The 13,423-nt window shown below is 68.9% G+C and carries 12 protein-coding genes; 11 read left to right on the forward strand and 1 reads right to left on the reverse strand.

Going from position 1 to position 13,423, the window contains the following annotated elements; translation table 11 throughout:
• Positions 1-204 precede the first annotated feature (204 nt).
• The 11 genes from ABD255_RS04990 (at position 205) to ABD255_RS05040 (ending at position 12,238) form a co-directional block, all read left to right on the forward strand.
• Positions 205-1,404 carry an ROK family transcriptional regulator gene (locus ABD255_RS04990; RefSeq protein WP_344210223.1) on the forward strand — a complete coding sequence of 400 codons (1,200 nt, stop codon included), beginning with the start codon at positions 205-207 and terminating at the stop codon, positions 1,402-1,404.
• Positions 1,405-1,506: 102 nt separating this feature from the next.
• A complete protein-coding gene (locus tag ABD255_RS04995; protein WP_344210225.1) occupies positions 1,507-2,835 on the forward strand; it encodes an ABC transporter substrate-binding protein in 1,329 nt (442 codons plus the stop codon).
• Positions 2,835-3,788: a carbohydrate ABC transporter permease gene (locus tag ABD255_RS05000; RefSeq protein WP_344210227.1), complete on the forward strand. Its 954-nt coding sequence runs from the start codon at positions 2,835-2,837 to the stop codon at positions 3,786-3,788. The genes ABD255_RS04995 and ABD255_RS05000 overlap by 1 nt, the downstream gene beginning before the upstream one ends.
• 10 nt (positions 3,789-3,798) lie before the next feature.
• Entirely contained in the window at positions 3,799-4,698 is a 900-nt protein-coding gene (locus ABD255_RS05005) for a carbohydrate ABC transporter permease (protein ID WP_344210229.1), read from the forward strand.
• Complete coding sequence (locus ABD255_RS05010; protein ID WP_344210231.1) at positions 4,695-5,948, forward strand: 6-phospho-beta-glucosidase; 1,254 nt, start codon at positions 4,695-4,697, stop codon at positions 5,946-5,948. The genes ABD255_RS05005 and ABD255_RS05010 overlap by 4 nt, the downstream gene beginning before the upstream one ends.
• Before the next feature lie 2 nt (positions 5,949-5,950).
• Positions 5,951-6,976 carry an N-acetylglucosamine kinase gene (locus tag ABD255_RS05015; protein ID WP_344210233.1) on the forward strand — a complete coding sequence of 342 codons (1,026 nt, stop codon included), beginning with the start codon at positions 5,951-5,953 and terminating at the stop codon, positions 6,974-6,976.
• A 160-nt stretch (positions 6,977-7,136) separates the two neighbouring features.
• Complete coding sequence (locus ABD255_RS05020) at positions 7,137-8,573, forward strand: GntP family permease (protein ID WP_344210235.1); 1,437 nt, start codon at positions 7,137-7,139, stop codon at positions 8,571-8,573.
• Between the two features lie 27 nt (positions 8,574-8,600).
• Positions 8,601-9,848, forward strand: a complete 1,248-nt coding sequence (locus tag ABD255_RS05025; RefSeq protein WP_344210237.1) for a CaiB/BaiF CoA transferase family protein — start codon at positions 8,601-8,603, stop codon at positions 9,846-9,848.
• A complete protein-coding gene (locus ABD255_RS05030; RefSeq protein WP_344210239.1) occupies positions 9,845-10,789 on the forward strand; it encodes a beta/alpha barrel domain-containing protein in 945 nt (314 codons plus the stop codon). Before ABD255_RS05025 ends, ABD255_RS05030 begins: the two co-directional genes overlap by 4 nt.
• A gap of 65 nt (positions 10,790-10,854) precedes the next feature.
• Entirely contained in the window at positions 10,855-11,652 is a 798-nt protein-coding gene (locus ABD255_RS05035; protein ID WP_344210241.1) for an IclR family transcriptional regulator, read from the forward strand.
• A gap of 55 nt (positions 11,653-11,707) precedes the next feature.
• Positions 11,708-12,238, forward strand: coding sequence for a hypothetical protein (locus tag ABD255_RS05040; protein WP_344210243.1), 531 nt, complete (start codon positions 11,708-11,710; stop codon positions 12,236-12,238).
• A gap of 132 nt (positions 12,239-12,370) precedes the next feature.
• Here the strand turns inward: ABD255_RS05040 and ABD255_RS05045 are convergent, their stop codons facing one another.
• Entirely contained in the window at positions 12,371-13,330 is a 960-nt protein-coding gene (locus tag ABD255_RS05045; protein ID WP_344210245.1) for a mechanosensitive ion channel family protein, read from the reverse strand.
• Positions 13,331-13,423 lie beyond the last annotated feature (93 nt).

A 13,423-nucleotide genomic window follows, 5' to 3' on the forward strand; every position in this document is an offset into this window, starting at 1 on the left:
GCGCCGTCCCCTCACCGGACCGACTACTTAGGCCACCCTAACCGCCGGTGGTTCCGGAACCGAAGCCCCCGATCGATTGACACCCGCCCGGATCCCGCCGTACGGTCTCGCGGTAATAGGAAACTTTCCTAACAGTTGGCGGCGCTGCGAAATCGAGCAGCGTGGTTCGGCTACACGGAGGCGGAAGGAGGGCAGGGTTAAGCCATGGCCAGCACACCCGGTACACCCCGCCTGCTCCGCGCGATGAACGACCGCGCCGCACTCGACCTGCTCCTCGCGCAGGGACCCCTCTCCCGCACCACCCTCGGCAACCTCACCGGCCTGTCCAAGCCGACCGCCTCCCAGCTGCTCGCGCGGCTGGAGAGCGCGGGCCTGGTCCGCGCCAGCGGCACCAGCGCCGGCCGCCCGGGCCCGAACGCGCAGCTGTACGAGATCAACGGCGGCATCGCGTACGTCGCCGGCCTGGACGTCACGCCGACCCGGATCCGCTCGGCCATCGCCGACCTGACCGGCAAGGTGGTCGGCCGGTACGAGCTGCCCACCCCCGGCCGGAGCGCCAAGGGCACGGTCGAGCGAGTGGTGAAGGCGCTGGACGGCGCTCTCGGCGAGGCCGGGCTGACCCGCGACCGCCTGCATCGCGTCTCCATCGGCACCCCCGGCGGCTTCGACCCGACCACTGGACGGCTGCGCTACGCGACCCACCTGCCCGGCTGGCACGCCCCGCATCTGTTGGAGGAGCTGGCCGGAGCGATCGCAGTACCGCTCGAGGTCGAGAACGACGTGAACCTGGCGGCGGTGGCCGAGCAGCGCGTCGGCCACGCGAACAACAGCGACAACTTCGTCCTGCTGTGGGGTGAGGAGGGCATCGGTGCGGCGATCGTGATCGGCGGGCGGCTGGTCCGCGGCGCGACCGGCGGCGCCGGTGAGGTCGCCTTCCTGCCGCTGCCCGGCACCCCGCTGGTGCGCAACGTCGGCCGCAACAACGCCGGCGGCTTCCAGGAACTGGCCGGTGGCGAACCGGTGCTCGCGCTGGCTCGCGCCCACGGCCTCAAAGCCCGTACTCCGGAAGCCGCGATCGCCGCCGCCCTGCAGACCCCCGGCGCGGGTGACACCGTGCTCACCGAGTTCGCGCATCGCCTGTCGGTCGGCCTGGCCGCGATCGTGGCGGTCGTCGACCCCGAGCTGATCGTGCTCGCCGGCGGCGTCATCACGGCCGGCGGCGAACGGCTGCGCGGCCTGGTCCAGGACGAACTGGCCGAGCTGGCCGTACCCCGGCCGCGGTTGCTGATGACCGCGATCCCCACCGACCCCGTCCTCGCGGGGGCCCTGCAGTCGGCCCTGAGCTACACCCGCGACGAAGTCTTCGACACTGCCGGTACCACGACCGGGGGCGGCGCCGACTAGAGCTCAGACCCCAAACCACAACACATCCAGCGGACCGGGAGCACCCACCCGGCCCGGCGGATCCGCACACCCAGAAGCAGCCAGGATCAGGGAGACACGGAAATGCCGCGAGTCCACAAAGCACTGATCGCCACCGCGGCGGTCGCGCTGCTCAGCACCGCCTGCACCGGTACGTCGAGCGCTCCGCAGGCCAACGACGACGCCACCCAGGAGGCCACGATCACCTTCTGGCACGGCTGGAGCGCGCCGAGCGAGGTGAAGGCGATCGACGCCAACGTGAAGGCGTTCGAGGCGAAGCACCCGAACATCAAGGTCAAGGTCGTCGGCAACATCAACGACGACAAGATCAAGCAGGCGCTGCGCGCGGGCGGCCCGAACGCCCCGGACGTGGTGTCGTCCTTCACCACCGACAACGTCGGCACCTTCTGCTCGTCGAACGTGTTCGCGGACCTGAAGCCGTTCCTGGACAAGTCCGGGATCGATCTGGACAAGACCTTCCCGAAGCCCCTGCAGGACTACACCCAGTTCCAGGGCAAGCGCTGCACGCTGCCGCTGCTGAACGACGCGTACGGCCTGTACTACAACAAGGACGCCTTCAAGGCCGCGGGTATCACCGCGCCGCCGAAGACGCTGTCGGAGTTCGACGCGGCGGCCAAGAAGCTGACCAAGCCCAAGGGCGACGGCTACTCCCAGCTCGGCTTCATGCCGACCTTCCACGGCTACGAGTCGACCACCACGCACTTCGCGGCGCAGTGGAACCCGACGTACTTCACCCCCGAGGGCAAGTCGAACCTGGCCGCCGACCCGGCGTTCGGCAAGATGCTGACCTGGCAAGCCAACCTGGTCAAGGAACTCGGCGGCTTCGCCAAGCTGGAGAAGTACCGCGCCACCTTCGGTGACGAATGGGGCGCCAAGAACCCCTTCCACACCGGCCAGGTCGCGATGTCGCTCGACGGCGAGTGGCGGCTCGGGATGGCCAAGGAAGCCGGCGTGAAGTTCGACATCGGCGTCGCGCCGTTCCCGGTCCCGGACGACCAGGTCGACAGCTACGGCAAGGGCTACCTGTCCGGCACCATCATCGGCATCGCCAACACCAGCCAGAAGCAGAACGCCGCCTGGGAGTTGGTCAAGTACATGACCACCGACACCGACGCCGTGGTCAGCTTCTCCAACGCGATCCACAACGTGCCGTCCACGCTGGAGGCGCTGAAGTCGCCCAAGCTGGAGGCCGACGAGAACTTCAAGACGTTCCTCGCGATCGCCCAGCACCCGAAGAGCAGCAGTACTCCGGCCAGCCCGAACGGCGGCGCCAACCAGCTCACCCTGCAGGACTTCGGCTTCGCCTTCGAGGCCGGCAAGCAGACCGATCTGGCCGCCGGTCTGGCGAAGACCGACGCCCAGATCGACAAGGACATCGCGCAGGCAAAATGATGTCAACGGCAACCATCTCCCCCGGGCTGAGGCACAAGCGGCGGCGTGAGCGGCTGCGCAACCTCGCCTTCCTGTCCCCCTGGCTGATCGGGGTCAGCGTCTTCTTCCTCTACCCGCTGATCTCGACCGCCTACTTCAGTTTCATGAAGTACGACGGATTCACGCCGCCGGTCTGGACCGGCCTGAGGAACTGGCAGTACGTCTTCACCGACTACCCGTTCTTCTGGCCGGCCCTGCGCAACACCCTGTGGCTGGTCATCGTGATGGTCAGCCTGCGGGTGGTCTTCGGTCTCGGCATCGGCCTGCTGATCACCAAGGTGAAGACCGGTGCGGGCTTCTTCCGGACCGCCTTCTACCTGCCCTACCTGGCGCCGCCGGTGGCCGCGACGATGGCGTTCGCCTTCCTGCTCAACCCGGGCACCGGGCCGGTGAACAGCATCCTGGGCAGGCTCGGGCTGCCGCAGCCGGGCTGGTTCAACGACCCGGCCTGGTCGAAGCCCGCCCTGACCCTGCTGGCGATCTGGGGCATCGGCGACCTGATGGTGATCTTCATGGCCTCGCTGCTCGACGTACCGCTCGAGCAGTACGAGGCGGCCTCGCTCGACGGCGCCGGCGCCTGGCAGCGGTTCGTCCACGTGACGCTGCCGAACATCTCCCCGATCGTGCTGTTCGCGGTCGTCACCGGCGTGATCCAGACGATGCAGTACTACACGCAACCACTGATCGCCGGGAAAGTCGCCAGCGGTGTCATCGGTGGCTCCGGGCAGCAGTTCGAGCCCGGCTACCCGGACAAGTCGACGCTGACCCTGCCCCAACTGGTCTACAACCTCGGCTTCCAGCGGTTCGACACCGGCGGTGCCAGCGTGATCGCGCTGGTGCTGTTCGGTCTGGCGATGGTGTTCACGGCGCTGCTGATGCGCCGCGGCAGTGGCTTCCTGGCCACGAACGACTAGGAACCGGCGAATGACTCTGACGACCTCACTCGAAGCACCCACGACAGCCGTCCCCGGCCTGACCGCGGCGGGACGGGCGGCCCGCCGGACGAGATTTCTGCACTGGGTCGCCGTGCACGCGCTGGCGATCGCGGCGGGCCTGTTCTTCGTACTGCCGTTCGTGTTCGTCTTCCTGACCGCGCTGATGAGCGACCAGCAGGCGCTGACCCGCGACCTGTGGCCGGACAGTTGGCACTGGGAGAACCTGCGCACCGTGTGGGAGACCCCGGGCTTCCTGACCTGGTGGAAGAACACCCTCCTGTACGCCGGGCTGGGCACCGCGCTGACGTTGCTCTCCAGCATCCCGGTGGCCTACGCGCTGGCCCGGTTCAAGTTCCGCGGCCGCAACCTGGCGCTGATGCTGGTGATCTCCACGATGATGCTGCCGCCGCAGGTCGTGATCGTGCCGATGTACCTGTTCTGGGCCAAGGAACTGCACCTGTCCGGGACGTTGTGGCCGCTCATCATCCCGATGGCGTTCACCGACGCGTTCTCGATCTTCCTGCTCCGGCAGTTCCTGCTGACGATTCCGAAGGACTACGTCGACGCGGCGAAGGTGGACGGCTGCGGCGACTTCCGGGCGCTGGTCCGGATCATCCTGCCGATGGCCAGGCCGGCCATCGCGGCCGTCGCCCTGTTCCAGTTCTTCTACTGCTGGAACGATTACTTCGGACCACAGATCTACGCCAGCGAGAACCCGGCGGCCTGGACCCTGAGCTACGGCCTGGAGTCGTTCAAGGGCGCCCACCACACCAACTGGAACCTCACCATGGCCGCGGCCCTGCTGGTCCTGGCACCGGTGATCATCGTGTTCTTCTTCGCCCAAAAGGCCTTCATCGAAGGCGTCACACTCACAGGGGTCAAAGGTTGAAACTCACAGTCGTAGGCGGCGGATCCACCTACACTCCCGAACTCATCGACGGCTTCGCCCGGCTGCGCGACTCGCTGCCGGTCTCCGAACTGGTCCTGGTGGACCCGGCCGAAGACCGGCTGGAACTGGTCGGTGGGCTGGCCCAGCGGATCTTCGCCAAGCAAGGTCACCCGGGCAGGGTGGTCACCACGTCCGACCTGGACGAGGGGATCGACGGCGCGGACGCGGTACTGCTGCAGCTTCGCGTCGGCGGTCAGGCCGCCCGGAACCAGGATGAGACGTGGCCGCTGGAATGCGGTTGCGTCGGCCAGGAGACCACCGGCGCGGGCGGGCTGGCGAAGGCGCTGCGCACCGTCCCCGTCGTACTGGACATCGCCGAGCGGGTCCGCCGATCCAACCCGGACGCGTGGATCATCGACTTCACCAACCCGGTCGGGATCGTCACCCGGGCGCTGCTGTCCGAGGGACACAAGGCCGTCGGGCTGTGCAACGTGGCGATCGGCTTCCAGCGGCGATTCGCCCGGATGCTCGGGGTGACGCCGGAGCAGGTCGCGCTGGATCACGTCGGGCTGAACCACCTGACCTGGGAGCGCGCAGTACGGGTCGACGGGGAGAACGTGCTGCCGCGGTTGCTCGCGTCGCATGCCGCCGAGCTTGCCGACGACCTGCACCTGCCGGCGGAGTTGCTGCTGCAGCTCGGGGTCGTGCCGTCGTACTACCTGCGGTACTTCTACGCCCACGACGAGGTGGTTCGCGAGCTGCTGGAGAAGCCGCCGCGGGCCGCCGAGGTAGCTGCGATCGAGAAGGAACTGCTGGATCTCTACGCGAACCCGACGCTGGACGAGAAGCCCGCACTGCTGGAGCAGCGAGGTGGGGCCTACTACTCCGAGGCCGCGGTCGCGCTCGCTTCGTCGCTGCTGAACGACACCGGCGACGTGCAGGTGGTGAACACGCTGAACAACGGGGCATTGCCGTTCCTGCCGGACGACGCGGTGATCGAGGTCCCGGCGACCGTGGGAGCAGCCGGTACCGCGCCACTGCCGATCGCGCCGCTCGAACCGTTGTACGCGAGCCTGGTGGCGAACGTGACGGCGTACGAGAATCTTGCTCTCGAAGCGGCTCTGAAGGGTGGTGCGGACCGAGTGTTCACGGCGCTGCTGGCCCATCCGCTGATCGGGCAGATCGAGTCCGCGAACGCCCTCACCGACAAGCTGCTCGCGCACAACCGCGAGTACCTGCCGTGGGCGTGACGATGGCGGACGAGGTGAGCATGCTCCGGCCACTGGTCCCAGGAGGCGTGCTCGCCTTCGACGCCGGGAACAGCAAGACCGACGTCGCCCTGGTGTCCGCCGACGGCACAGTCCTCGGTACTGCGCGTGGTGGTGGCTTCGAGCCGCACATCATCGGGGCGCAAGCGGCGGTGGACGGTCTCGCACCACTGGTGGCCGCCGCGGCCGCCGAGGCCGGGCTCGTGGTCGGCGAAGTCCCGTTGGTGCAGCAGATCTCCGCGTGCCTGGCGAACGCGGACCTGCCGATCGAGGAAGAACGTCTGTCCAAGGCGTTCGAGTCCTTCGGCTGGGCTACGGCCGTGCACGTCGCGAACGACACCTTCGCCCTGCTGCGCGCGGGAGTGGACGAGCCCCGCGGCGTCGCGGTCGTCTGCGGCGCCGGCATCAACTGCGCCGGCCTCCTGCCCGACGGCCGTACTGCGCGCTTCGCGGCGGTCGGCAAGATCTCCGGCGACTGGGGCGGCGGGCAGCAACTCGCGGATGAGGCGTTCTGGGCGGCAGCTCGGGCAGCCGACGGCCGCGGACCGTCCACGGCACTGGAGGAGGCGCTTCCTGCGCACTACGGACTGGACTCGGTAGCTGCCCTGATCGAGGCCGTCCACCTTGGGGACATCCCGTTCAACCGCCGCCTGGAAGCGACTCCTCTCCTCTTCCAGGTGGCGGCGGCCGGTGACCCGGTAGCGACCGCCGTGGTCCAGCGGCAGGCCGAGGAGATCGTGTCGATGGCCACCGTCGCCATGCGCCGGCTGGACCTGCTCGACGAGCCGACGGACGTCGTACTGGGTGGGGGTGTGCTCACGGCCGGCCACCCTCTCCTGATGGAGACGGTGGTCCGACTGTTGTCCGCAGCCGCGGCCAAGGCCATCCCCCGAGTGGTGGACGTCCCGCCTGTCGTCGGTGCCGCCCTGCTCGGCCTGGACCACACCAACGCCGCCCCCACCGCCCACCTCCAGTTGCGAGCCGCCTTCGCGCCACCGCCGGCCGCCTGAACCCGCTCACCACCTACGACCGCCGCCCCCATCGGGGACGGCGGTCGTAGTTTTTGCTTCCATAACTATTTCAGCGTGTAACGGGTCCGACATCTTGCCTACTTCGTGGGTCTATGTTCACATTGTGAGTAATCCGCCTCCCCAGCGAAGGACCTTGCCCATGTCAGACGTCGGAGTCCTGATCAACACCGCGGTAGCGATCCTCGCCATCGTCATCCTCATCGTCCGGTTCCGGGTGAATCCGGTGATCTCGCTGGTGGTGGGATCGCTCTACCTGGGACTGGCCAGCAAGCTCGGGCTGGACAAGACCATCGAGACCATCACCGGCGGATTCGGCGAGATCATGGCCGAGGTCGGCCTGCTGATCGCCTTCGGCGTGTTGGAGGGCTCGATCCTGCAGGAACTGGGCGCGATCGAGCGCCTGGTCAAGCACCTGCTCCGGCTGTTCGGGCCGAAGCGGCTGCCGTACTCGATGGCGCTGACGATCGGCACCCTGCTGCAGTCGATCTACCTGGACGTCCTGCTGGTGATCTCGGCTCCGCTGGCCAGAACCGCGTCGAAGCGGATCGGCCCGCTCGGCACCGCCCGGATGGCGACCGCCCTCGCCATCGGTCTGGAGACGGGCATCGTGTTGATGGTGCCCGGCGTCGGAGCACTCGCGCTGGCCGCGCTGCTGCACGTCCCGCTCGGCAAGATGCTGCTCTTCGGCCTGCTGCTGATCATCCCGACCATCCTGATCTCGGTCGCGATCATGACGTTCCTGTTCCGCCGCGGCTTCTGGAACAGCGAGGTCGACGAGCAGCAGGCCGTCGTCGCGGACGCCGAGGCCGAACTGGTCAGCGTCGCCGCCGACGGCTCGACGGTGTCCGCCGGCCGGGGTGGCGATGGTGGCGCCGGTGACGCCACTGCCGCCGCGGTCGACACGGGCCGGGAGGACGACGGGGAGACCGGTCAGCCCTCCTTGGTGCTGCTGTTCCTGCCCATGCTGGCCGCCCTGCTGCTGATCGGCTTCGGCGCCATCGCCGAGGTCGCCGAGTGGGACAACAAGGTCGTCCAGTTCGTCTCCGACCCCGTCTTCGCGCTGCTGATCGGCCTGATCGGCACCTGCCTGATCGGCCGCTACGCGATGGGCCAGCCGCGGGTGGAGAAGGCGATCGCCCGCGGCTTCAAGGAGAGCGGCCAGATCCTCATCCTCACCGCGGTCGGCGGCTCACTCGCCGCGGTGGTCGCGGCCGGCGGCCTCGGCGACATCCTCCGCGGCTACTTCAACGCCAACACGTTCGCCCCGCTCCTGGTGGTCTGGGCGATCGCCGCGGTCCTGCACGTCGCGGTCGGCTCCGTCACCATCTCCGCCATCACCGCGGCCGGCATCCTCGCCCCGATCGCGCCCGCGCTCGGCCTCGACCCGGTGCTGATCGCCCTCGCCGCCGGCGCCGGTTCCCTGTTCGCCGTCCACGTCACCAGCAACACCTTCTGGCTGCTGCAGTCGCTGATGGGCCAGACCACCCGCGGCACGCTGAAGAGTTGCACGGTGGGGGTGTCGATCGCCTCGGTGGTCGCGATCCTGCTGCTGCTGCCGATCAGCCTGCTGTTCTGATCCACGACTCCCTGGAGAGAAACCGCTATGACCCCCAGTCAGTCCCCGGCACCGCTGGCCGGCGTACGAGTTCTCGAGCTCGGCAACTACATCGCGGCGCCCACCGCGGGCCGGTTGCTGGCGGACTTCGGCGCGGAGGTGATCAAGGTCGAGCGTCCCGGCACCGGCGACGAACTCCGCAACTGGCGGCTGTACGCCGGGACCACCTCGCTGTTGTTCCGGACGATCAACCGCAACAAGCTGTCGATCGAGCTGGACCTGCGCAGCGAGTTCGGCCGCCGTACGGTGATCGACCTGGTCCGGCAGTGCGACGTGGTACTGGAGAACTTCCGGCCGGGCACGTTGGAGAACTGGGGCATCGGACCCGACGTGCTCAGCGAGGCGAATCCCGAGTTGGTGATCACCAGGATCTCGGCGTTCGGCCAGACCGGCCCGATGGCGGACCGGCCGGGCTTCGCGGCGGTCGCCGAGGCGCACGGCGGCTTCCGCGACCTGGTCGGTCACCCCGACCGCCCGCCGGCCCGGGTCGGCATCTCGATCGGAGACTCCATCGCCGGTCTGTACGCCGGCTTCGGCTCGGTGATGGCGCTCTACCAGCGCGACGTCCGCCGTACCGCGGGTCTCGGGCCGGCGCCGCTGGCCGAGCGGGTCATCGACGTGGCACTGAACGAGTCGATGCTGTCGATGATGGAGTCGCTGATCCCGGACTACGAGGCGTACGACGTGCTGCGCGAACGCATCGGCGGCCGGATGGAAGGCATCGCGCCCTCCAACGCCTACCTGTGCGCCGACGGCGACAGCATCATCATCGCGGGCAACGGCGACCGGATCTTCCACCGGCTGATGACCTTGATCGGCCGGCCGGACCTCGCCGACGACCCGGAACTGCGATCGAACGCCGGCCGCTGGGCCCGCCGCGACGAACTCGACGAGGCGATCGGTGCCTGGACCGGTGGACTGCCCGCGGCCGAGGCGATCGAGGCGCTGGAGTCGGCCGGAGTGCCCTGTGGACCGATCTACACCGCGCGCGAGATCACCCGCGACGCGCAGTACGCGGCGCGGGAGATGATCCAGCGGTTCGACGTCTCGAACGGGGAGGAGACGTTGGTGAACGTCGGCTTCCCCGGGGTCGTGCCGGTGATCGGCGGCAAGTCGCTGCCGGTGCGGACACTCGGCCCGGACCTCGGCGAGCACACCCAGCAGGTGCTGGGCGGGCTGCTCGGCCTGACTGACGCGGAGATCGATCAGGTACACGACCTGGAGGAGGCGTCATGACTCCGGCCGACGTGACCTCCCGGGACGTGAACTGGCAGGACGTGAAGCTGCGGGACGTGACGCTGCGGGATGGGCTGCAGTTGACCGGCAAGCCGCTTCCCACCGCGCGCAAGGTCGAGGTCATCCGGACCCTGCTCGACCTCGGCGTCCCCTCGCTCGAGATCGGCTCGATGGCCCGGCCCGACCTGGTGCCCGCCGTCGCCGACACCCTCGACGTGATCCGCGCCCTGACGCCGGCCGAGCTGGCCAAGTGCTGGATCTGGGTCGCCACCCCGCGTCACGTCGAACGAGCCGCCGAGGCGGGCGCGCGGAACTTCCAGTACTGCCTGTCCGCGTCAGACCAGCACAACAAGGCGAATCTCGGCCGATCCACCGAGGACAGCCTCGCCGCGATGCCCTCCGCGCTCGACCTGGCCGCGCGGGTCGACGGCGCAGTACAACTCTGCATCGCGACGGCATTCACCTGTCCGTTCGAGGGCGAGGTGGATCCGGACCGAGTACTGGAGATCGTCACCGACGCCCGCACCGCGGACGCCGGCGAGGTGGTTCTCTGCGACACCCTGGGCCAGGCGGTTCCCCAGCAGGTACGCGACCTCGTGACCCGTACTGCGGCCGCGGACGGGCGGCCGATCGTCTACCACGGGCACGACACCTGGGGACTCGGAGTCGCGAACAGTCTGACCGCGATCGAGGCCGGGGCGACCACCGTCGACGGTTCGCTCGGCGGTCTCGGCGGATGCCCGTTCGCCCCTGGCGCGGCAGGCAACACGGCGACCGAAGACCTCGTCTTCGCGCTGCGGCCCGACTGGCTGACCCCGGACACCTTCGGCCGGCTCGTACGGCTGGCCGAGGGCCTGCTGACCGATCTCGGCGAACCGAACCGATCCCGCGCCGGAGCCGGCGCACGGGCCAGCACCACCGCGTTCGCCTGGGCCTCATGAACAGCGGCTGCGTGCTCGCGCGACAGGGCGGCGAGGGGCGCCAGGCGGTCGAATACCCTGAGGCCATGGCGACAGTAGACGGCGGCAACAGCAGTCAACCTCTGCTGGTGCTGGGCAAGATCGGGGAGATCCTGGACGCGTTCTCGCTCGACCGGCCGTCGCTGACGCTGGGCGAGATCCGCGAGTCCACCGGCTTCCCGACCTCGACCGTGCAGCGGCTGGTGACGAACATGGTCGCGCTGGGCTTCCTCGACCGGCAGGGCGACCAGTTCCGGGTCGGCGTCAAGATGGCGTACTGGGCGGCGCCCGCGGTCAAGGGCGTCGACGTGCTCGACCTGATCGTGCCGGTGCTCAAGCACCTGCGGGACGAGACCGGCGAGACCGCATCCTTCTTCCGGGCCGAACAAGGGCACCGGGTCTGCGTCGCCCTGGCCGAGACCGCGCACGCCCTGCGCCGGGAGATGCACGTCGGCAAGATCATGCCGCTGCACGCGGGCTCGGCGGGCCGGGTGCTGCTGGCCTGGGACGAGTCCCTCGCGAGGAGCATCCTGTCCCAGCCGCTCGGGTCGATCACCGACAGCACGATCACCAGTGCGGACGAACTGGCCGCGGTGATCCGGCAGACCCGCGCGGACGGCTACGCGATCACCATCGGCGAGCGGGAGCAGGGCGCCTCCGGGCTGTCGGTGCCGGTGTTCAAGGCGAACGGCGAACTGGCCGGCTGCCTGACGATCAGCGGCCCGACGATCCGGATGCCGCTGGATCGGTGCCTGGACTGGCTGGATCTGCTGGTCGAGGCGGCCGAGCAGTCCACCCGGCTGCTCGGTGGGCGGTTCCCGACCACCTCCTCGATCGCCATCTAAGTCTTCTTCAGCGGCGTCTTGCGCCTGATTTTGGCGTAGGTGTAATTATGATTACATGAGTACACAGCAAGAGGGTGAGCGCGTGAGGGGCTGGCTGACCGGCCGGCTTCCCGCGGACTGGTTCGAGGGCGAGCCAGAGGTGAGCATCGACCGCGACGAGATTCTCGTGGTCGGCAGGATTCCGGCCCCGCAGCAGGAGGGCGAGGTCAGCGCGGCCGCGCGCTCCGCCGCCGAGGAGGGCCGGATCAAGCAGTTCCGGGAGGACACCCGGGAGAAGCGGATCGAGATCGCCCGCGAACTGGAGCACGCGACCCGGCGCAAGGTCGCCTGGGGCGTGCAGGCCGGTGAGACCAGGACCATCTTCACGTCGCTGTCCGCGCCGGTGATGACGCGGCTGCGGCAGCCCGAGCGGCAGGTGCTCGACACGCTCGTCGACGCCGGCGTCGCCCGCTCCCGCAGCGACGCGCTCGGCTGGTGCGTCAAGCTCGTCGCCCAGCACAGCGAGAGCTGGCTCGCCGAACTCCGCGAGGCGATGGCAAAGGTCGACGACGTCCGCCGCGCCGGTCCCGACGCAGCGACCCAGTAGTCCCGTCCCGCGAAAACCAGAATGACCGGCCCGTACTGCGAGGGCCGGGCCTGACCGGGCGGGTGCGATCCGATCCGATCGCACCCGCCCGGGGTGACACACGCCGGAGGTGACCCCGTCCGGCGTGTGGGTCTACCGCGGCTGGTTGCCCTGGTAGCCGTTGTCGCCGGTCTGCCAGTTGCCGTTCGAGCCGTGCGGAGCGCCGTGGTGGGCCGGGTACTGCGTTTCCCCGGTCCCCTGGTCCGCATAGCCCGGCGCACTCTGCTGGTAGCCGCCCTGCTCCGGGTAACCGCCCGTGCCGCTCGCACCACTGGCGCCGCTCGTACCACTGACGCCGCTCGTACCACTGACGCCGCTGGAACCGCCGACGCCGCTCGAGCCACCCATGCCGTTCGAGCCCGGAGTACCGTTCGAGCCCGTCGTACGGTCGGCGCTCATCGCCGAGCCGCGCTCGAACAGGGTCTGCAGCGCCTGCGCGGCCATCTCCCGGCCCCCGAGGCCGAAAGCGAGACCGAGCGCCAGCGCCGCACCACCGAGCACGATCAGCAGCGTGTTGCCGGTCAGCTGGACCGCGATGCCCAGCTGGGTCAGCGCGGCGAACGCGGCGTACACCAGGATCGCGTACTTGCCCACCTTCGCCAGCGTCTCGTTCCCGGTCGCACCACGGATGATCGCGGCCAGGAAGTTCGCGAACAGCGCGGCCAGGCAGATGATCACGATCGCGGCGAAGATCCGCGGGATGTAGGCGAGCATGTCGCTCATGAAGGCCGAGATCTCCGGCACCCCGAGCGCCGAGGCGAACATCGTGAAGCTGATCAGGAAGACGAACCAGAACACGACCTTGCCGAGCATCGCCGAAGCGGTCAGCCCCGTGCCGGACCGCTGCAGGACGCCGGAAACGCCGGCTCGTTCCATCCACTGGTCGAACCCGACCTTGCCGAGCAGTTTGCCGACCAGCTTGCCGAGCACCTTGGCGACGAAGTAGCCGATCACCAGGATGGCGAGGCCGCCGAGCAGGTTGGGGATGAAGCCCAGAAGCTTGCCGAAGGCATCTTCGAAGGGCTGGGTGAAGTCGATCGCTAGCGCGGACATCGAACCAATTCCTTCCGGACTGGCCCGCATCCGCCGCCACGCACCCGTCCGCGCGACTCCGGCTACGGGCGGATGCAGTGGTGTCTGATTCCC

This window comes from Kribbella sancticallisti (genome assembly GCF_039530625.1).
Classification (GTDB): Bacteria; Actinomycetota; Actinomycetes; order Propionibacteriales; family Kribbellaceae; genus Kribbella; species Kribbella sancticallisti.